The sequence below is a fragment of the Sporosarcina sp. BP05 genome (genome assembly GCF_014282005.1).
Lineage (GTDB): Bacteria > Bacillota > Bacilli > Bacillales_A > Planococcaceae > Sporosarcina.
Genome location: NZ_JACFTD010000011.1, coordinates 73859 through 94880 on the forward strand (window position 1 = coordinate 73859; position 21022 = coordinate 94880).

Annotated in this window: 18 protein-coding genes and 11 tRNA genes; 9 read left to right on the forward strand and 20 right to left on the reverse strand. The window is 42.1% G+C overall.

Features of this window, described 5'->3' with window-relative positions:
* The first annotated feature begins 785 nt into the window (after window positions 1–785).
* A complete protein-coding gene (locus H2672_RS13315; protein ID WP_186672155.1) occupies window positions 786–1187 on the forward strand; it encodes a hypothetical protein in 402 nt (133 codons plus the stop codon).
* A gap of 217 nt (window positions 1188–1404) precedes the next feature.
* On the opposite strand, the gene H2672_RS13320 is transcribed toward H2672_RS13315, so the two are convergent.
* The gene (locus H2672_RS13320; RefSeq protein ID WP_186672157.1) at window positions 1405–3162 is read right to left on the reverse strand and encodes an ABC transporter ATP-binding protein; all 1758 of its coding nucleotides are present in this window, start codon (window positions 3160–3162) and stop codon (window positions 1405–1407) included.
* 1 nt (window position 3163) lies between these two features.
* Window positions 3164–4903, reverse strand: coding sequence for an ABC transporter ATP-binding protein (locus H2672_RS13325; RefSeq protein WP_186672159.1), 1740 nt, complete (start codon window positions 4901–4903; stop codon window positions 3164–3166).
* Window positions 4904–5833: 930 nt separating this feature from the next.
* Between H2672_RS13325 and H2672_RS13330 the strand changes: the two genes are divergently transcribed.
* Together H2672_RS13330 and rsgA are read left to right on the forward strand one after the other, a co-directional pair.
* Window positions 5834–7177 (forward strand): hemolysin family protein, encoded by a 1344-nt coding sequence (locus H2672_RS13330; RefSeq protein ID WP_255485820.1) that lies wholly within the window; start codon window positions 5834–5836, stop codon window positions 7175–7177.
* A gap of 444 nt (window positions 7178–7621) precedes the next feature.
* Window positions 7622–8710: a ribosome small subunit-dependent GTPase A gene (gene rsgA / locus H2672_RS13335; protein WP_370569653.1), complete on the forward strand. Its 1089-nt coding sequence runs from the start codon at window positions 7622–7624 to the stop codon at window positions 8708–8710.
* 56 nt (window positions 8711–8766) lie between these two features.
* Here the strand turns inward: rsgA and H2672_RS13340 are convergent, their stop codons facing one another.
* A complete protein-coding gene (locus H2672_RS13340; protein ID WP_186672161.1) occupies window positions 8767–10311 on the reverse strand; it encodes a bifunctional GNAT family N-acetyltransferase/carbon-nitrogen hydrolase family protein in 1545 nt (514 codons plus the stop codon).
* 132 nt (window positions 10312–10443) lie between these two features.
* Here H2672_RS13340 and H2672_RS13345 point away from each other — a divergent pair, with 132 nt between their 5' ends.
* From H2672_RS13345 to H2672_RS13355, 3 genes are all read left to right on the forward strand, one after another.
* Window positions 10444–10869: a disulfide oxidoreductase gene (locus H2672_RS13345; RefSeq protein ID WP_186672162.1), complete on the forward strand. Its 426-nt coding sequence runs from the start codon at window positions 10444–10446 to the stop codon at window positions 10867–10869.
* A gap of 1 nt (window position 10870) precedes the next feature.
* Window positions 10871–11350, forward strand: coding sequence for a thioredoxin family protein (locus tag H2672_RS13350; RefSeq protein WP_186672163.1), 480 nt, complete (start codon window positions 10871–10873; stop codon window positions 11348–11350).
* 115 nt (window positions 11351–11465) lie between these two features.
* Window positions 11466–12317 carry an RluA family pseudouridine synthase gene (locus tag H2672_RS13355; RefSeq protein ID WP_186672165.1) on the forward strand — a complete coding sequence of 284 codons (852 nt, stop codon included), beginning with the start codon at window positions 11466–11468 and terminating at the stop codon, window positions 12315–12317.
* A gap of 46 nt (window positions 12318–12363) precedes the next feature.
* Here the strand turns inward: H2672_RS13355 and H2672_RS13360 are convergent, their stop codons facing one another.
* Window positions 12364–13188, reverse strand: coding sequence for an aldo/keto reductase (locus tag H2672_RS13360; RefSeq protein ID WP_186672166.1), 825 nt, complete (start codon window positions 13186–13188; stop codon window positions 12364–12366).
* 156 nt (window positions 13189–13344) lie between these two features.
* Between H2672_RS13360 and H2672_RS13365 the strand changes: the two genes are divergently transcribed.
* A complete protein-coding gene (locus H2672_RS13365; protein WP_186672167.1) occupies window positions 13345–14646 on the forward strand; it encodes an NCS2 family permease in 1302 nt (433 codons plus the stop codon).
* 195 nt (window positions 14647–14841) lie between these two features.
* Here H2672_RS13365 and H2672_RS13370 read toward each other — a convergent pair whose 3' ends face one another.
* The 3 genes from H2672_RS13370 to queG form a co-directional block, all read right to left on the reverse strand.
* A complete protein-coding gene (locus H2672_RS13370) occupies window positions 14842–15147 on the reverse strand; it encodes a hypothetical protein (protein WP_186672168.1) in 306 nt (101 codons plus the stop codon).
* 536 nt (window positions 15148–15683) lie between these two features.
* Window positions 15684–16157, reverse strand: coding sequence for a tRNA (uridine(34)/cytosine(34)/5-carboxymethylaminomethyluridine(34)-2'-O)-methyltransferase TrmL (trmL, locus tag H2672_RS13375; protein WP_186672170.1), 474 nt, complete (start codon window positions 16155–16157; stop codon window positions 15684–15686).
* A gap of 17 nt (window positions 16158–16174) precedes the next feature.
* The gene (gene queG / locus H2672_RS13380; protein WP_186672172.1) at window positions 16175–17314 is read right to left on the reverse strand and encodes a tRNA epoxyqueuosine(34) reductase QueG; all 1140 of its coding nucleotides are present in this window, start codon (window positions 17312–17314) and stop codon (window positions 16175–16177) included.
* 56 nt (window positions 17315–17370) lie between these two features.
* On the opposite strand from queG, the gene H2672_RS13385 reads away from it, so the two are divergent.
* Together H2672_RS13385 and H2672_RS13390 are read left to right on the forward strand one after the other, a co-directional pair.
* Window positions 17371–18063 (forward strand): B3/B4 domain-containing protein, encoded by a 693-nt coding sequence (locus tag H2672_RS13385; RefSeq protein ID WP_370569652.1) that lies wholly within the window; start codon window positions 17371–17373, stop codon window positions 18061–18063.
* Window positions 18064–18091: 28 nt separating this feature from the next.
* A complete protein-coding gene (locus H2672_RS13390; protein WP_186672175.1) occupies window positions 18092–18607 on the forward strand; it encodes a hypothetical protein in 516 nt (171 codons plus the stop codon).
* A gap of 218 nt (window positions 18608–18825) precedes the next feature.
* Here the strand turns inward: H2672_RS13390 and H2672_RS13395 are convergent, their stop codons facing one another.
* From H2672_RS13395 to H2672_RS13455, 13 genes are all read right to left on the reverse strand, one after another.
* Complete coding sequence (locus H2672_RS13395) at window positions 18826–19185, reverse strand: hypothetical protein (protein WP_186672177.1); 360 nt, start codon at window positions 19183–19185, stop codon at window positions 18826–18828.
* A gap of 29 nt (window positions 19186–19214) precedes the next feature.
* Entirely contained in the window at window positions 19215–19433 is a 219-nt protein-coding gene (locus H2672_RS13400) for an RNA polymerase sigma factor (RefSeq protein WP_186672179.1), read from the reverse strand.
* A gap of 505 nt (window positions 19434–19938) precedes the next feature.
* Window positions 19939–20019: transfer RNA gene (locus H2672_RS13405), tRNA-Leu, on the reverse strand.
* Window positions 20020–20060: 41 nt separating this feature from the next.
* A tRNA-Cys gene (locus H2672_RS13410) sits at window positions 20061–20134 on the reverse strand.
* An 8-nt stretch (window positions 20135–20142) separates the two neighbouring features.
* Window positions 20143–20217: transfer RNA gene (locus tag H2672_RS13415), tRNA-Gly, on the reverse strand.
* Between the two features lie 4 nt (window positions 20218–20221).
* Window positions 20222–20293 (reverse strand) — tRNA-Gln (locus H2672_RS13420).
* Window positions 20294–20303: 10 nt separating this feature from the next.
* Window positions 20304–20379 (reverse strand) — tRNA-His (locus H2672_RS13425).
* Window positions 20380–20414: 35 nt separating this feature from the next.
* A tRNA-His gene (locus H2672_RS13430) sits at window positions 20415–20490 on the reverse strand.
* A gap of 35 nt (window positions 20491–20525) precedes the next feature.
* Window positions 20526–20601, reverse strand: a tRNA-His gene (locus H2672_RS13435).
* 27 nt (window positions 20602–20628) lie between these two features.
* Window positions 20629–20702: transfer RNA gene (locus tag H2672_RS13440), tRNA-Trp, on the reverse strand.
* A 5-nt stretch (window positions 20703–20707) separates the two neighbouring features.
* Window positions 20708–20792: transfer RNA gene (locus H2672_RS13445), tRNA-Tyr, on the reverse strand.
* Window positions 20793–20805: 13 nt separating this feature from the next.
* Window positions 20806–20881, reverse strand: a tRNA-Thr gene (locus H2672_RS13450).
* A gap of 13 nt (window positions 20882–20894) precedes the next feature.
* A tRNA-Phe gene (locus H2672_RS13455) sits at window positions 20895–20970 on the reverse strand.
* Between the last annotated feature and the right edge of the window lie 52 nt (window positions 20971–21022).

Consider the following 21022-nt stretch of genomic DNA (forward strand, 5'->3'; position numbering starts at 1 on the left):
GTGCTGGAGTGAGCTTCTTCTTATCCGATAATTTGTAAGGTAAGCAAAAATTATAATACGTTCTTAAAATAGTATATAATATCGCCATTAAAACAGCACAGTAAACCTGCTGTACAATAGCTGTTGTACAAGATAATATGTGTGCTAAAAATTATGCGATTTCATTTGCGGGGTATGAATAAATTCTTTAGTGACAATGAAAAAGACCTATTCATTAATGCGAATAAGTCTGTGATTTTAATTACTATTTACTTGTTTTGTCCCCCAAAAGAGAACCCGTTACACTTACACTTACGGGTTTGGTTGTTGGGGGGAGAAAACATTAAACTCTGTCTAATTGGTCTCTTTTTTTGTTGTCATATTAATGCTTTAACGGGTTTAACAAATGAATCAGTACGTCAAATCACACACGAATTGAAACTACCGCATAAATTTATGCGATGTCGTTAAAAATAGTGCTAAATTGGTTGCGAATTGATAAACTAAAAGTAATTCGTAACACTTTTTTCTTGTAGGATATTGGAGTTTTTTTTGTTGACCTATACATAAATAGATTGTGAAAGAATTGAAATTACTCTTTATTCAACAAACGGACCAGCTACTACAATAAGCAATAAATAATCCCTTTGATTTCAAATGTTGCCTTATTTACAATCAGAATTTTCCTTCATTTCGAACGTCCTACAATTAAGCAATGATTAGTGACAGCAATATTGACGGCATTAGGAACAGATTATGATTGTTTAAGACCAATATTTATTTGAAATGACAAAGGAGGGTTTTATTTGTTTTTCTATGAGTTTGTAATACTATTGTTGATTTATAACGGGTTGCTCATTTTCTTTTTACTTCCTTTCAAAGGAAAAGTGCATTTAGAAACTCATCTACAAAATCAAATAACTTTTATAACCGCCTTTAAAAACAATTTGGTGAAAACGATTTTTCATAAAAAGGCTATTTTAGCTTTGGCATTATTAGTATTTACGTTAATTATTATTCAGACAGGATACGCTAGTTCAGAATGGCACTACAATGCTCATAGTGGATATCCTCCGATAAGTAAGCAGTTAACAGCCCTATATACTATTTTTGGGGTAGTTCTATATACAGTTGCACTTTTACTGTTTCTTGTATATTTGAGAACATTAAAAAACCTCAATAATGCAAATTATCTAGGAAGAAATTAAAATTGATTCAAGAATAGAGTGCTTTAGTTAAATTAGGATAGTAAAATACACGTTAAAAAAACGCTCAATCTGAGCGTTTTTTTACTTGCCATTTGTATTGTCAATTCGCTGTTGAAACTAATGCTGGTTAGTATGATATTGCCTTCGTTAATAGCGTTTTTCTCCCGTCAACCGAACCTGTTACACTTACACGGAAGCCCCTTTCTTCACCTCATTATCATTCAATCTTCGAAATACCCGAAGTTCCCGCCTGCAATTTATACATTTGCGCATACTGCCCACCAAGTGTGAGTAATTCATCGTGTGAGCCTTGTTCAACAATCTCGCCACGATCTAACACTAAAATTCGATCCGCATTTTTAATAGTAGAAAGCCTATGAGCAATGATAAACGTTGTACGCCCTTTTTTCAGTACGTCCATCGCATGCTGGATGATTTCTTCTGTTTCCGTGTCGATGTTGGAAGTCGCTTCATCCAGAATAAGAATCGCAGGATCGAATGCAAGTGCCCGTGCAAATGAAATGAGTTGGCGCTGTCCAGAAGAAAGCGTACTTCCTTTCTCTACAACTGGCTCGTCAATTCCACCAGGCAAATGTTTCAATACCAGTTCCCCACCAACTGCATCAAGCGAATGTTGCACTTTTTCGCGTGTAATGCGCGGGTCGCCTAAGCTAATATTCGACTCGACTGTTCCACTGAACAAGTAAGGATCCTGTAAGACAATGCCCATATGATCACGAATTGTTTGGCGTGGCATGTCGCTAATGTTTAGTCCGTCGATCGTAATGTTCCCTTTCGATGCATCATAGAAACGGAACAGCAAGTTCATGATTGAACTTTTCCCCGATCCAGTATGACCGACAAGTGCGACCGTTTCTCCCTGTTTCGCTCCGAATGAAAGATCTTTCAAGACATATTCTTCATCCTTATAAGCAAACCAAACATTCTTAAACTGAACATTTCCCTGGTACCGAGCGATTTTGTCGTCGCTTACCGGCTCCCCTTCACGATCCAGCAATTTGAATACGCGCTCGGCTGCAACAAGCGAATGCTCAAGTCGTGCGAACTGGTTAACAATGCCCGTCACTGGATTGAACAACCGTGTAATGTAATCAACGAATGCGTAAAGCATCCCGACGGAAATAACACTTTCTGTGGAAATCGATGCACCACCGAAATACCAGATAAAAAACACAAACGTCATTGAGCGGATAATGTCGACAAGGTTATGTGACGTTGCCGCCTCCACGTTAAGCAATTTGTTTTGGTAGCGGAAGTGTTCATCATTCAATTCACGGAATTCCTCTTCCATCTGCTTTTCGCGACGGAATGCTTGAATGATTGTCATGCCATTAATCGATTCATTGATCATCGCGTTCATATCGCTCACTTTTCCGCGAATGACATGGTTAACTTTCGAAGCAAACTTCCTGTACGCTTTCATCCAAATATATAGGATTGGCAATACGAACAGCGTGATAGCACCCATTTTAGGATCCAAGATGAACATTGCAATGAAGATTCCTGTAATGTACATACCACTGATTGCAAACTGTGAAACGACCGTCACATATAAGTTACGGATCGCTTCTGTGTCATTTGTAATCCTTGCGACAACTTTTCCAGCGGGCAGATTATCAAAATAACGAATTGGCAATGTCTGAATATGTTCGTACAGATCATTACGCATTTTCTGTATGATGCGGTTTGCCGCCTGTTGCATCAATAAATACTGGAAATACCTGAGTATTGCAGTGATTACTGCTAGCCCGAAAAAGATGGCAAGCAGCTTGGCAATCGGAGCGAAATCCATGCCCCCGCCAGGAGCACCTGCAATATGGTCATCAATGATTTTCTTAGCAATCATCGGCCCCATCAGATCCGCAGCTACTGCGAACGCGAGAAGAACAATGCCTGTCAGTAACATTTTTTTATAATCAAGTGCGTAATGAAGTAATCGTTTACCGGTACTCATATTATTCAACCTCCCCAATCTGTTGGCGGTCGAATTGTTCTTTGTACCAGCCGTTCATTCCAAGTAAGCCCTCATGCGTTCCCTCTTCAATAACACGCCCATCGTCAAGAACGATAATCCAATCAGCATGCTGGATGGCAGACAATCGGTGTGTTGTAATGATTGTCGTTTTTCCAGAACGCTCCGTTTGTATATTCTCTATGATTTTCGCTTCCGTTTTCGCATCGACCGCAGAAAGCGAATCATCTAAAATTAGAATTTCCGGATTTTTCACCAGTGCTCGTGCAATGGAAATCCGCTGTTTCTGTCCTCCGGATAATGCAACACCCTTCTCCCCGACGAGCGTTTCAAGTCCTTCAGGAAGCATTTCAAGATCTTTTTCAAAATAGGACAGACGAATCGTTTCTGCAATGTCCGCTTCTGTTGCATCAGGACGTCCAAATAAGATATTTTCCCTAACTGTTCGGGAAAACAGAACATGATCCTGCGGAACATAACCAATCCAATCTCTCACTTGATCTTTTGTCATTGACTGCATCGGTACTCCTGAGAAAACGATTTCCCCTTCACCGGATGGATATTCACGCAGCAGCTGTTTAACAAACGTCGTCTTTCCACTTCCAGTCTTTCCAACTACCCCGAGCGTATCGCCACGTTTCAAATGGAGTTTAATAGCATCCAAGTTGACCGAATGCGATGTCGGGTAAGTGAAAGTAACATCCTGGAAACCTACACTATCTGGTTGTTCAACGTTCACAGGCTGTTTTGGATCCTTCACGTCTTCCTCATAATCAAGCGTTTCTGTTACTCGGTCGAGTGACGCATTTCCGCGTTGTAAAACGTTAATCAACTCACCGATTGCAAACATCGGCCAAACAATCATCCCAAGATAGACATTAAAGGTTACGAGATTCCCTAGCGTCATATCGCCCATGGATACAAGGTAGGCTCCGTAACCGAGTCCAAGCATATACGTTAGCCCTGTCAGCACTTTCGAAATCGGCATGAACAGCGCGTCAATTTTCTCGACATGCATATTTTTCTGATAGACATCTTCCGTCATGTCAGCAAACCCTTTTTCAGTCGCACGTTCCTGAACGTAAGCACGAACAACCCTTACACCTGCGACCGCTTCCAAGACGTTATCGTTCAAATCACCGAACGCCTGCTGTGCCGTCATATATCTTTCGTGAATTTTCTTACCTAAAACCTGCATGATAAACGCTAAAATAGGAAGCGGTAAAATCGCTACAAGCGTTAATTTCCACGACACGAGAAAGCCCATCGTCAAGACGAGAGTCATCAAATAGAGCGTCGAATCGACAAGCGTCATGATACCGAAACCTGCAGTCTCAGAAATTGCCCGTAAGTCATTTGTTGATCTAGCCATCAAGTCGCCCGTCTTATTTCTTTCATAAAACGTCGGGGTCATTTTCAGAAAATGATGCATAAGCTTTCCCCGTAATTGCCGTTCGATGACATAAGCACCACCAAACAACTGGTATTGCCAAACGTAGTTACTCACATAATTGAATAGCATGATTACAAACATGGAACCGATGAAAATAGTGAGCAATCTCGCTGTCAACGTCTGTGTATAAATCGAGTCAATTGCTTGCCCAATCAGCCAAGGTGGAATAATTACAAGAATATTCGTCACCATCAACAGAATAAGCGCAACTGTATACCTCTTACGATTCTCTTTAAAAAACCATTTCAATTTAAACAGTACTGAAAACATAATTCAATCAACCTTCTTCCCTATTCTCTTGCAACTATCCGCTTTCAAGAGATTCCTCTTTCAATAGTTTCCTTTGCTGTTTGATGATTAACATAGTCAACACTCCTTTTCTATTAGTTGGTCCAACTTTATCCCGCAATAACAATTCGTAACATTCCCCACTTCTTTAAGCGGGGAATGAACGACTTCTTATTGCCCGAATTGAGGCTCACACGAAGTGAGTCATGAAGGCAACGCAACAGGACGTTGCGGTCGTTGCCTTCGGGGCTAAATTAAGTAGTGGAAAATCGCCCCTACTTAATAAGTCCAACTTTATGCAACACGCAATGCGTGGAAACACCGAATTCCCTTTAGATTGAAACAAAAAAAGAGCCCACGCTTCTTAACATAAGCGTGGGCTCATAAAAGGAACGGCATAGCGCACCGATCCGGGTTTATTTAATGTTGAACATTAAAATGGGGATAGGCACGGATTCATTTTATTATTGTTTTGGAACACGTATACTTTTTTCATTTTCCGTACCTCCCTCTCTATTTCGAGTAACTAACTACTTGTAGGTTATCATTTCCATTTCAGAGTTGTCAATACTTTTCGAAAATATAATCACTTCGACTACCTCGCTAATGATATGAAGGCATTCAATTGAATATGATAGCAACCACAAGTGATAGTAAGACCAAGATATTTTTTATTATCTAGCTCTTGTACATATTTCAAAATACCCTAATTTCATTGATGAAAGGACAATTTCTATGTACTTTCTACTATCCTAATCCGTATGTACTACCCTACAAACATACGCTAGATGAGGGTATCTATTTGTTTTTTTCTTGAAAATAAATTATTATAGAGTTAACTAAGGATTTTACCACTATAGGAGGTGTACACTTTGTTCTCCCCCTCATTTGGGTTCGGAACAAAGTAATTATTTGGATATTGCCATACGATTGGCAGCATTTGCTGTCTTGATCGCTCTCACCGCATTTTTTGTTGCGAGTGAATTTGCAATTGTGAAGATTAGAGCAACACGGATTGACCAACTGGTTGCGGAGGGTAACCCGCGTGCCGTAACTGCGAGAAAGGTAATTAGTAATTTGGACGAATATTTGTCCGCTTGCCAATTGGGTATTACAATTACCGCCCTCGGACTCGGGATGCTAGGGGAACCAACTGTAAAACTAATGTTAAAACCATTTTTCTCTTATTATGATTTAACAGCTAGTACTGCCAGTATCCTTTCATTCATTATCGCATTCACATCGGTAACATTTTTGCATGTTGTTATAGGTGAATTGGCTCCTAAAACGATCGCGATTCAAAAAGCGGAAGCCATTACGTTGTCATTTTCAAAACCGCTTATTTTATTTTATCGCCTCATGTACCCTATTATTAAAGGTATGAACGGTTCTGCACGTTTCTTCGTTGGACTGCTCGGCTTTAAATCGATTTCGGAATCAGAAGTCGCCCATACAGAAGAAGAACTTCGAATGATTTTATCGGATAGTTTAAAAAGCGGCGAAATCAACCAAGCCGAATATAAATATGTGAATAAGATCTTTGAATTTGATGATCGGATTGCCAATGAAATCATGGCCCCCCGGACAGAAATGATAACAATCGAAAAAGACATGACATTACGCGAAGTTTTCGACGTAATGGGTGTAGAACAATATACACGCTACCCTGTCACGGATGGCGATAAAGACCATATCATTGGTCTTATCAACATGAAAAACCTATTGACTGCATTCATTAAAGAACCCGACACTGCAGGCAATCAGACGGTTGTAAATTATATGCAACCGATTATACATGTCATCGAATCGATACCAATCGCCGACCTTCTACTTAAAATCCAACGGGAACGCATTCATATGGCGATTCTAATGGACGAATATGGCGGAACGTCTGGTCTTGTAACAATTGAAGATATTTTAGAAGAAATCGTCGGTGATATTCAAGACGAATTTGATACGAATGAAATACCAGAAATACAAAACCTAGGGGAAAATCATTATATTTTAGACGCGAAGATGCGAATCGAAAATGTAAATGACATTCTTGGTATATCTATTAACGAAGAGGACATCGATACCATCGGTGGATGGATCATGACTCAGCGCTTCGAAGCTATCCAAGGCGAAAAGATTATTGAACAAGGGTTTGAATTCATCGTCAAAGATGTGGATGGCCATCATATTCTTTACCTTGAAGTCATCAAATATGAACCGGAAGAAATTGACGATACTTCAGAATTGTCAATGGAATCCTAACTAAGAGCGTTCTCCCTATGGAGGACGTTCTTTTTGATGCGGTATGTTGTGAAGTTTGGTTTGTAGGTTGCTTACTATGGCCGGTATGTTTTTCACTTTGGCTGGCACGTTGCTAACTTTACTGAAAACGTTGTGGAAATTCGACAAGCGTCTTCCCGATTCTTTAATAACCAGAAAAGTCTGTATTGACTTTCTCCTTTCTTCTTGTTATTATAAATTCAACTTACAGAAAGCAGGTGAAGTTTTATGGCTATTATCATTGTACCTATTGCTAATTTGATCGGACCCATACTTTCACCTGCCGTGCTTTTATCATAAGCATGCTTATTCTGTTATGCGCGTGAAAGCCGTGGTGTCCGATCAAAGGACCCACGGCTTTTGATTGTCTAGCTACAGGCGCCTTGCGCTTTTCTAGAACGCACATAACAGGAGGAATCTAAATTGATTAATTTAAACGAGTACGGTTGGAATTTATCCCATGAAGCGAATTGGGATGCTATAAAAAACGGTATAAAAATGAAGAAATGTATGCCTGGACGTGTAACACTTGAACACAAAAGAATGTATCGAGTGGTCACGGCTGAAGGTGAATGGCTATCCGTTTGCTCGGGTGCGATGCAATACGAAGCTGATGAGCGGCGCGATTTCCCTGCTGTCGGGGATTGGGTGGCCGTGGAAAAAATGCCGGGTGAAGAACGCGGAATCATCCATGGCATTTTACCGCGAACATCGCTGTTCTCACGGAAAGCTGCGGGTACAACGATTACCGAACAGATTATCGCAGTCAATATCGATATCGTTTTCTTAGTCATGTCTATGAATAAAGACTTTAGCGCAAGACGACTCGAGCGGTATCTTGTTGCCGCCTACGATTCAGGTGCAAGCCCTGTCGTCGTGCTGACGAAGAAAGATGTATGCGATGATCCTTCCCACTACATTGAAGATGCACGGAATATTGCAATGGGCGCTGATGTTTTCACCGTGAGCAATGTAACCGGTGAAGGAATTGACGAATTGACCGTACTGTTAGAAGGCGGAAAAACTGCGGCATTATTAGGTTCTTCAGGTGTAGGGAAATCATCTCTTACAAACGCCATTTGCGGCGGTGAAACGATGGTTGTTCAAGATATCCGTGACGATGACGATAAAGGTCGGCATACGACGACCCACCGTGAACTTATTAAGATTCCTGGTGGCGGTGTACTGATCGATACGCCGGGAATGAGAGAATTTCAGCTATGGGACAACAGCGAAAGCCTAGATTCAGGTTTTAAAGACGTGGAAGCATTTGCAAATTCATGTAAGTTCAATGACTGTCAGCATAACAATGAACCTGGATGCGCCTTACGCGAAGCACTTGCTTCCGGTGCTTTACCTGAAGACCGCTACGCAAGCTATCTGAAACTCCAAAAAGAGTTGGCGTTCCTTGAACGTAAAATGGACGCCGCCGCTCAAGCCGAAGAACGGAATAAGTGGAAAAAAATAACGAAAAGTATGCGGAATCATCCTTCGATGAAGAAGAAGAAGAAATAATTCAACCAAAAACGCCACGTACACCGGATTTACCGGTATGCGTGGCGTTTTTTCTATTAACCCTTCTTATACTCGATATGGTACACATCATGACGACGATCTTTCAGTTGCTTCACCGTTCCGTCCTGACGCTGGCGACGCAATATTTCGAGGTCGACGTCTCCGATAAGAACCATTTCCAAGTTAGCGTTCGTTTCACCGACAATACCATCCCTCGCAAATTCGAAATCGGACGGGGCAAATATTGCCGATTGTGCATATTGAATGTCCATATTTTCTGTCTGCGGCAAGTTACCGACTGTACCGGAAATAACTGTGTAAATTTGATTTTCGATAGCGCGGGCTTGTGCACAATAACGGACGCGTAAATAACCTTGTCGATCTTCCGTACAAAACGGTGTGAAGATAATATTAGCACCCATATCTGTCGCAATACGTGCTAATTCCGGGAATTCAATATCATAACAAATTTGGATGGCGATTTTTCCGCAGTCTGTATCGAACACGCGAACCGCATCTCCCGCACTGATTCCCCACCATTTCCGTTCGTTTGGCGTAATGTGAATCTTATATTGTTTTTCAATTGAACCGTCGCGACGGAACAAGTACGAGATGTTGTAGATTTCTTCATCCTCTTCCTCGACAAAATGGGAACCGCCGATAATATTCACGTTATAACGCACTGCAAGGTTCATGAACATATCAATATATTGCGGTGTGTACTCTGTCATTTTACGCACTGCTTGACTCGGTGATACTTCATCCATAAAGGACATGAGCTGAGTCGTGAATATTTCCGGGAAAACGACGAAATCAGAATTGGCATCGGATGCGACGTCAACGAAGTATTCGCACTGATGAGCCATGTCTTCGAATGATGAAATTTTGCGCATCAAGTATTGAACCACGCAAATCCGTACTGGGTAGCTTGTCTTAAAATGACGCTTCGTGAGCGGTTTATAATCAACATTATTCCATTCCATCAGTGTGGCATATTTCTTCGACGCTTTATCATCCGGCAAATAGTTCGGATTAACGCGCATCAACGTAAAGTCATTCATCAACTGGAACGTCAGTACAGGATCATAGATTTTATGGCGTGACACAGAATCTACATATTCACGCGGAGACATTTCGTCGGCATATTTATGGTAGTTCGGGATCCGCCCGCCTAGAATAATCGACTTCAAATTGAGCTCTCTGGCAAGCTCTTTCCGTGCCTCATACAAACGCTGTCCGACTTTCATACGACGGTAGCCAGGATGCACCATCACTTCAATACCGTACATATTATAACCATCTGGATTATGGTTTGTTATATAGCCCTCGTCCGTTACATCGTCCCATGTATGACGGTCGTCGTACTCATCAAAGTTGATGATTAGACTTGAACATGAACCGATGATTTCCCCGTCTAATTCCGCAACAAGCTGCCCTTCCGGAAACATCTCCAAATGACTTTTCAGATGACTCTCTTCCCATGGTTCCATGCCTGGAAAACACAATTCCTGCATACTTAGAAGCCTTTTTATATCCTCATATTTCATCTGGCGGATGACCATACTTATTTCAAACGTAGACAAATCAAATTCTTCACTCATTCGAAACACCTCTTCCCAACCTGTTTCTCTTCATTATATCGCAGTGCTCTTACAGTTAATAATGTTTTACTTGTTTAATACGACACCCTATAATCAATTATGCATGTAGTTAACCAAGCAGGAGATGATCGTATGCAGAAACGACTGGAAAACAGTCTCATTATTATTTGGACAGTTTCATTTGTCGCAACGCTCGGTTCGTTATACTTTTCGGAAGTGCGCGGATATGAGCCTTGTACGCTCTGTTGGTACCAACGGATTCTGATGTATCCAATCGTACTTATTTCAGGCGTCGCCCTGTTCCAAAAAAACGCACGTATTGCCTTGACTTTAGCTGTTTTCTCGATTATTGGTGGAAGTATTTCACTCTATCATTATGGAATCCAAAAACTCACTTTTTTGAGCGATAGTGCGCCGGTTTGTGGCAATGTATCTTGCACCGGACAGTACATCAACTATCTCGGGTTTATTACAATTCCCTTCTTGGCACTTACGGCATTTTTAATTATCCTAATTACAAGCCTTTTCATGATGAAATGGCAGAAGGAGACGAAGTAACTTGAAAAAACTATTGATCATTGGCGGTGCTATTGTCGCGGTCTTCATCCTCATCGTCGTGTTATCGAACAAAGCGGACGAAACAAAACTGAAAGATAATCCTTATGGAACGGACAACCTTTCAAAGTCTACAATTGATTTGATTGGCAATGAAAACTACAGCAACATCGTCAAACCTGATGATCTGTTTAAAAAAATCGAAGCTGGTGAATCCGTAACAGCTTACTATTTCCACCCCGAATGTCAATTTTGCATGCAAATGACGCCTGTCATGATGCCCATTGCTACAGAAATGGATGTCAACGTACTGCAATATAACATGATGGAATTTGGCGATAAAGTCGGAATGGATACGGACTATAAAATTGAATCTTGGCCAGCGCTGATCCACTATAAAGATGGTAAAGAAGTCGGACGGATGGTTGGCGCACAACCTGAGGAAAACATCCGTGCATTTTTCACTGAATTCGAAGGCAAATAATATGGAACGAAGTCTAAGTTCGCCGCGTCCTGCGGCAACAAGGAGGGATGAAGTACAATCCCTCCCGCTTCATGACCTACATCCTGTAGGCCCACGATAGGAAGGAATGATTTAAATGGCGTTATTTCATTATAAAACACAAGAAGACAATATGACCGTTGAATATCTACTCAAGGATAAATGGCAAGGCGGCAAAAAGACGGTCCACCTTATGCGTATGGCCAAGAGTGTACTAGATTCAAACGGCGAACCCGTAGACGACTGGCGCTTACCTCTAGCGAAAGGTACGGAATTGGTGTTTACTTTCCCTGATGCAGCTTCTACGTATATTGCCGATGAACAAGTTGAACTTACCGTACTGTTTGAAGACGAGCATATCCTAGCAGTCGTCAAACCGGCTGGCATGACAACACATCCCGATGGTCCAAAAGATAAAGGGACACTGATGAATGCTGTCATGTCCTATGTTAAAAACAACGGCGGGGATTATGCCGAGCATATCCATCGTCTTGATAAAGGAACTTCCGGTGTTGTTCTCGTTGCGAAGCATCCGATTGCGAAAGCACTCTTTGACCGTATGATTGAGAGTAACGACATCACGCGGAAATACACTGCTGAAGTTGACGGTTACTTGAAACGACCTAAAGGTTCAATTAGACTTCCGATTGGAAAAGACCGCCATCATCCAGCCAAACGAATTGTCTCCATGTCTGGACAAGCTGCTGTTACAAACTTCAGGCTAATTGAACGCAAAGAGGAGACGTCCATCGTAGAAGCTGATCTTGAAACTGGCCGGACACACCAGATTCGTGTACATTTATCGCATATTGGATACCCTGTTACAGGCGATACACTATATGACGGCAGTGAAACGGAAGATGGTCATTATCGGTTAACGGCAACTGCAGTATCGTTCATCCATCCATTTACAGAAGAACAGACGCATATCGAAATGAAAAATAGCTAAAAAACGCCATGGAGAATATTTCTCCATGGCATTTCTTTTTTCAAAATTAATAGGTATCTGGATCAGTTCCAGTCCGTTCATCTCGATTAAGTGCGTTAATCAATGCCATTTCTTCATTCGACAGTTCAAAATCAGCAACTTCACTGTTTTCTCGGATACGTTTAGGTGTCACTGACTTCGGAATAACAATGAGATTATTTTGCAAATGCCAACGGATAATGATTTGCGCAGGCGTTTTACCGTATTGTTCGCCGATGTTAAGAAGTATTGGTTCTGCAAGTAACTTCCCGCGTGCAAGTGGTGACCAAGATGTAACAGCTATACCATTCTCTTTGCAAAACGCGCGGAGCGGTTCCTGTGTCAGATACGGATGGAGTTCAATCTGGTTCACCATTGGCGCGACATTCGCTTTTACGAAGATTTTTTCGAGATGATGGGCATGATGATTAGAGACACCCGTGGTGCGGATCATTTTTTCATCATACAAGCGTTCAATCGCTTTATAAGTGTCGACATATTTCTCCGACACAGGCCAATGTGTCAAATAAAGATCCAAATAATCTAAGCCTAGTTTCTTCAATGAAGTCTCGATTGCGCGAAGTGTCCCGTCATAGCCCTGATCGGTATTCCAGACTTTCGAAGTAATGAACAGCTCTTCCCGCGGAACACCGGAGTGACGGATCGCTTCGCCTGTTTCGCTTTCATTGTCATAGATTGCCGCCGTATCAATTGCACGGTAGCCAGTCCCGATTGCATATGTAATTGCCTCGACCGTTTGCTCGGGATCCGTCATCTTATAAACACCAAGCCCAAGTTGTGGCATTTTCACACCATTTGCAAGCTGAATTGTTCCGTTAAATAGTTTTGACATTCAAATTTCCCCTTTCATCTCTTCTATCTCAATTGTACAATCGTCATTCAAATATTACGAATTCCCTGACTAAGTTTGAAAGTTGAATTTAAATGTAAAAGCGAATATTATTGTAGTTGGACTTCATTTCGTTCGTATTTTGAGAGGAGAATTACATTGTTTCAATTAAAAAAGAACAATACTACCGTGAAAACTGAAGTATTAGCCGGTATGACAACTTTTTTGACTATGGCTTATATCGTCATTGTCAATCCAATTATTCTTGCTGATGCAGGTGTACCATTCGAGCAAGTGTTCATCGCGACGATTATCGCTGCTGTTGTCGGTACATTATGGATGGCTCTCTTCGCCAACTACCCAATTGCCATTGCACCAGGAATGGGATTGAATGCTTATTTTACATCGGTTGTTCTCGCATCTGACGGACAACTCGATTACATGACTGCTTTTTCTGCAGTATTCGTAGCTGGACTATTATTTGTTCTGTTGTCCATGACCTCTTTCCGTGAAAAATTAATTGAGTCAATTCCCGAAAGTCTCAAACTCGGAATTACCGCTGGAATAGGACTATTTATTGCCTTTATTGGATTGCGTCTTTCTGGACTCGTTGCTCCACATGAGGCCAACCTTGTTAAGCTCGGCGATCTCACTTCCCCACCCGTGCTGCTAGCTTTGTTCGGTCTTCTTGTGACAGTTATTCTTATGACCTTAAACATCTACGGCTCGATTTTCATCGGAATGATTCTAACAGGAATTGTCGCAGCCTTTACAGGTCAGCTTAAATTTGAAGGAATTCTATGGAAACTACCTCAACTACCGGAAGGGATTCTTGTTTGGAATCCAATTACAGCAGTGGGTGATGTAATTTCAAACGGCTTGTATGGTGTCGTCTTTGCATTCCTTATTGTCACCTTGTTCGATACGACCGGCACGATGATTGGTGTCGCAAAACAGGCAGGCCTGATGAAAGGGAATAAGCTTCCCCGTGCGCGTCAAGCATTACTTGCAGATTCTGTAGCAACGACATTTGGTTCCATGTTCGGAACAAGCCCGACAACAGCGTACATTGAATCCTCATCTGGGGTTGCTGTAGGCGGCCGGACTGGACTGACATCATTGACTGTTTCCATTTTATTTATTGTAGCAGCATTTTTCGGTCCACTCGTTAGTACATTATCAGGGGTTTCTGCAATAACCGCTCCTGCTTTGATCATCGTTGGAAGCTTGATGATTGGTGCAGTTAAAGATATTGATTGGGATTCATTCGATGAAGCATTCCCAGCCTTTCTTGTTATCTTAACAATGCCACTCACTTCTAGCATTGCGACAGGGATTGCTCTTGGTTTCATCACATACCCACTATTAAAAGTTGTCAAAGGGAAAGGGAAACAAGTTCCCATCCTGTTGTATATTTTCGCAGTACTCTTCACCTATCAACTGCTCTATTTACCACATTAAGAAAAGCGCAAGGCGCCATTCAGCTCCGACAGGTATAAGACAGGCTGGCTAAGCGGTGTTCTTTGCCAAATAGCCTGACCGACTTATGTCCCGAGGAGTTTGCGCCTGGAGTCTAGACACCGTTACTAGGTGAAAAACTTATAGTTTCTTATATTTAAAAAATGCCCTTCCGTTAGTATTCGGAAGGGCATTTCTTTACATATTGATTCTATTTCTAGAAGTGATAGCTGACAGGACAAGCGCTCCTGCAGTCAGTAGGTGCATGAACCAGCCGATGAACGGAATGGCGCTTACTACGCTTGTCACGAGACCCAGGATGGATGCTGCCTTGCCTTGCATATCTCGGATTGAAAGCAGTAACGTAATTGCATGTAATACAAACATGACGCCAAGCGCCGAATAACCGGAGCTTATGACAAAAACTCCGCCAATGATCGGGATTGCAAGAAAACCTTCCGCAATTGCTGTGACCCATTTCATTCCTGTTGAATAGTTCTTCATACTATATTCTACCTCCATATCATTTAAGTCGTTATGTTATATACGGACAAGTTAGCACAAAGTTTCATTTTTCTTAGCTCTGTCACAATTTTTCCTGACTGTCGTTTCAATTCCATTAAAAATAGGGTATACTTAACGGAGCTACTAATGAATTTACAGGAGGTACCTATCATGACAGTAATTCTAATTATAGGTGTTTGCTTTGCATTCTTATCTGCAATTTTCACAGGCGGATACGACGATAAACCTGGCAAGGTTAAGATACCTGGCCTAAAAAAATAACTTTAGAAAAGCGGAAGGCGCCCGCTAGACGCGACAGGCATAAGTCAATCCAGCGTCGTGGCGCTCTTTGCCACATAGCTGGATTACTTTCAAAGTACCTAGCCTAAGTACGCCGCGTCCTGCGGCAACGGCTACGTGACCCACATCCTGTGGGCCTCCGAGCGCCTGGAGTCTAGACACCGATCTAAGTAGATAAAGCTTATACTCTCTTTTCTTTTAAAAAACGGGACATGCCTTTAGGCTGTCCCGTTTTGTTATACCAACCCTGGATAGGATTGCTGTCTAAGCGCTTCATATATAAGAATCGCCGCCGTGTTTGATAAATTAAGCGATCGGATATTGTCGTTCATCGGAATTCGCAGACACCGTTCTTTATTCTCCTGTAAAATATCTTCAGGAAGTCCACTCGTCTCTTTACCAAAAACAAAAAATATATCTGTCTTACCATCAGAATAATCGAATGCAGTGTGAGTACTTTCACCGTGCTTTGTCAAAAAGTAAAATAGTGCATCAGGATTCGCCGCAAATAGCTCACGAATTCCTTCATGATACGTAATGTCGACATGCTCCCAGTAATCGAGCCCTGCACGTTTTAACATTTTATCATCCGTCGAAAACCCGAGCGGTTTCACGAGATGTAATTTCGCTCCCGTTCCTGCACATGTCCTTGCAATGTTCCCTGTATTTGCAGGGATTTGTGGTTCAAATAATGCTACATGTATAGCCATCTCAGTGATTCCTCCAATTAAACTCTTTCTTCCCAGGATTCCGCTGCCTTTGTTAATTCAGCGCGTACTTCTGGATCTTCCTCTGTCAATAACGCTTCCATAATAGCTATATAACCTTCTTCCAAACCAATTCGACCTAGTGCCCATGCAATCGTACCACGAATGACGGGCCTCGGATCATTTTCTAACATACTAATCAATTCAGGTACCGCAGACTCTTCTTTGAAATGTGCAAGTGCAATTATCGCATTTCGCTGAATTGGATTTTTTCCGCGCCAAGATCCTGATACATGTCCAAACTTCTCTTTAAATTCACGATTGGACAGCCTAAGAATTGGTTGAAGAAGTGGCTTGGCCAGTTCAGGATCCGGTTGGAAAGCTTTCTGATGCAAATTATGCTTTCCTTTATTTTTCGGACACACCGTTTGACAGGTATCACACCCGTACACCCGATTACCAAACTCCATACGAAATTCCTCCGGGATTGGCTTTTTCGACTGTGTTAGGAAAGCAATGCAACGCTGCGCATTTAATTGTCCCCCCTGGATCAAAGCCCCGGTTGGACATACGTCAAGACAAAGTGTGCAATCCCCACATTCATCTTCCATCGGAACATCCGGCGCAAATGGGATATTGGTAATCATTTCGCCCAGGTAAACATACGAACCAAATTCTGGCGTAATAATTGAACAATTTTTTGCCGACCAACCGATGCCTGCCCGTTCTGCAACAGCGCGATCTACAAGCTCCCCCGTATCGACCATCGAGCGAACCCTTGCTGCTGGTGCATGTTCCAGTATAAAGCCTTCAAGCAGTCTCAGCTTCTCACGGAGGACCGTATGATAATCTGTCCCCCACGATGCACGACAAAAAATACCCCGTCGCTCACCTTTTTTTCCCCTCGGAGAATCCGTCATTTTGGACGGATAGGCGACAGCAATAGCAATAATACTTTCCGCTTGATCAAGCAATAGAGCGGGTTCTGTCCGTTTGTCTAAATCTTTTTCTTCGAAACCCGACTGGTAGCCAAGTTCTTGCTGCCGCTTCAAGCGGTTTTTCAACTCGCGAAATGGAGCAGCTGTTGTAAAACCAATTTTGTCGATGCCGATTGACTCCGCATAGTCCCTCACTGCCTGTTGCAATTGAACAGCATTCACACTGTATCGCCTCCACTATGCTACTATTGAATTAAACTATATAAAGGGTGAAGTCATTGATTATCGAAATGGATATGAAACTTTTAGGTGCCGTACCCGGATTAAAATTGGGCATTAACCATTATACCAAAATTACAGTGTCAGAATCGCCTCAAATGTTAAAAGGAAAATTGCAATTATTCCAAGAACAACTTTTCTTTGAGTTGGAGAACAAACCCGTAACCGAATTCCCTGGCATTAACGAATGGCGCTCTGTATGGAAAGCACTTGGAGCAGACCCTAATCGGTATCGCCATTCTACAGAAGCACTTATGCGCCGCATTAAGAAGCAAAACTACATCGATCCATTCCACAATGCTGTCGACTTGAATAACTTCTTTTCCCTGCAACATGAAATTCCAGTAGGCATCTACGACCTCAAAAAGATTGTCGGCAATGTAGTCGTTACTTCAGGAACAGCTGAGGATGGATATGATGGATTGAATGGTCGTTTTAATTCATTACAAAACATTCTACTATTAAAAGACGATTATAGCCCATTCGGCAGTCCATATGTCGATTCTATCCGCAGCGCTGTAACAGAAGATACGACAGACGCGCTGCATATCTTCTTCCTACGCCCGTCTATGGATGCTACTAAAGCGTTTGAACTGACAACAGCATGCGGGAACATGTTTACTAGTCTTAGCGGTGGAGACGTCCGTTCTTATGTTTTACACGAGGGACAAACTTCCATTGTAGTAGACTAACACTATTTGTATTTTAGGGGATGAACAAATGAGCAACATAACACTCGCTGAAGCCGTGAAATTAAAAAGCATTTTAACAAAACGAATTCATGAGCTAGAAGATGAAATGAGACGCGTCGCCTTTACGACTGTAGAAAAAGGTAGCACTCCTGATTTAGGTCCACGCACCCTAAAAGTCGTGGAAACCGAATTAGATGATGTCCGTTTAGATAGTAGAGTGCTCGATCGCCTCATGTATCGTGCCAATATAGATAACACACTAGAATTCCATGGGCAGCAACTTGCCATTGTAGAAGCGATTGAACTAGCTACACAACTACGTGCCAAATCCCGCTTTTATAAAGAACTGTCCATGGCAGAAAAAGAAGTAATTCAGTATGGTTACTCTGAAAGCACCATCGTATACCGTGTCGCTTTATTCGATCCCGAGGACTATCGGGTGAAGTCAATACAAGCAGAAAAGGATGCCCATAAATTATCTAATTTTATTAATGCAAAAAACTATTCTATTGTCTTGGAATTTGACGATTCGAAGTACTTTTAATGCCCTCGGAAAGGTGAGACTCCTGTCCGAGGCATAGAGTAGGGATCAATCCAATTTAAATTGCAGGCAAACCAATAACCTGTCACCATTTACTTTGTGACCAATCCCCAATGACCAACCAAGGCAATTGCTATGGACAACCCAAAATAGTGTCATCGGATCCCCTCTATGAAAATCGCTCCTTCCGCTTCGGCGGTAAGGAGCGATTTTGTGTAGATTCAATTTTTGAACGGCGGTGTTCTTTCGCCATTGATCAGTAACGCCCGTGTTCCTTTTTTCGGAAATTTTAAATTCACTTGATAGTTATAAATAAACGAACCCGCTATAATAGATCCCCCATTCTGAATAAAAATATGTTCAGAAGCAATACTTCCTTTCTTATTGAGTACCTTCAATTCTATTTCCTTCCCACTATTCACCGAACCTTCAATATAGATTTCAGTTTTCTCATCTACTGTAAGTTCCATTGGATCATTAATCAAATTAAAATGTTCGGTCTTTGGAAATTGAGGAGGAAGTTGGTCAATTGCTTTGTATAATTGGACAATCTCCTGATTAAGGATTGTTTGTTCTTCCAATTCATTTGAATTTTTTGGGCCGCGGAAAACTAAGTGCTTGATCTTTTCCCATACTTTCCTTCTGCGGTAATCATCAACCAAGTTTTCGGATGGGATTGCCCCTTGACCCAGCCATTTTTTTTCAAAGCTATCATAAAAGTTTCTTGTACAAGATCCTCGACATCCGTCGAGCCTGTATAGGAAGTTAGGTAACTTGTGATATCCCTTTCGTACAGTTGAAACCACTCCTCGATTGTATGGTTCTTCATACGATCTCCCCTCCTTTAACTATTAGACGATTCACTATGTAAAATAGTACAGTCAACCAATATAGAAAGTATCTTTCTTCACTACATTTCCAAGATAAAACGTATCGCGGTCATAACAAGTCGAGAGGTCACTCTTACTAAGTTGAAGTATTGAATCTGGTATATATACTGAGCGAAGGCGAATTAACAGGGGCAGCGAATTCAATGGAGTTCTTTATTTAAGCATATAGATTCGGGACTACTTATTTAGATTTAACTAGGTGGTATACCTCACCCGTATAACGAACACATCTAGCGAAGGAGCGACAAGTGTGAGCCGATGCAATAAGACCGACAGTGTATCTTCTGACGGGCTTATTGCGTAAGGCCATCACCAAGCGACTAAGCGATGTAGGAAGAACATTCCATTCGTTAAGCGCCGACTATATAGTACTAATTTGTAACTTATATAGTTAAAATGAAACAAAAAAAAAGACACAACCGAAGTTGTGTCTTTTCCATCTGATACCCGAGGCCGGACTTGAACCGGCACGCCTTACGGCATCGCATTTTGAGTGCGACGTGTCTGCCATTCCACCACTCGGGCATAACACTATTTTGTTCACGAACAACGATACATAAGAAAATTGGAGGCGGCAACCGGAATCGAACCGGTGGTAAGGGTGTTGCAGACCCATGCCTTACCGCTTGGCTATGCCGCCGTAGAAATTGGAGCGGAAGACGGGATTCGAACCCGCGACCCCGACCTTGGCAAGGTCGTATTCTACCACTGAACTACTTCCGCGAAACTGGGGTAGCTGGATTCGAACCAACGAGTGACGGAGTCAAAGTCCGTTGCCTTACCGCTTGGCTATACCCCAAAAAGATAAATGGGGCGACTGAAGGGAATCGAACCCTCGAGTGTCGGAACCACAATCCGATGTGTTAACCACTTCACCACAATCGCCATGATATCTAGTTTGTTTTAATTGAATATAAAAATGGGGCGACTGAAGGGAATCGAACCCTCGAGTGTCGGAACCACAATCCGATGTGTTAACCACTTCACCACAATCGCCATAATATATAAGTTTTTTTAATCGCATAGAAAAATGGGGCGACTGAAGGGAATCGAACCCTCGAGTGTCGGAACCACAATCCGATGTGTTAACCACTTCACCACAATCGCCATGATATTAGATTATACTAAAAAAAATGGCAGGGGCAGTAGGAATCGAACCCACATCAAAGGTTTTGGAGACCTCTATTCTACCGTTAAACTATGCCCCTAAAACTGGTGGTGGGGGGCGGATTCGAACCGCCGAACCCGTAGGGAGCGGATTTACAGTCCGCCGCGTTTAGCCACTTCGCTACCCCACCATATAGGTGTAAATGGTGCCGGAGAAAGGACTTGAACCCTCAACCTACTGATTACAAGTCAGTTGCTCTACCAGTTGAGCTACTCCGGCACAAATATTAAAATGGTGGCTCAGGACGGAATCGAACCGCCGACACAAGGATTTTCAGTCCTTTGCTCTACCGACTGAGCTACTGAGCCACATATTGGTTTTTCTTTAAGCCGTTAGCTTATTCTAAACCTTATAGTATTC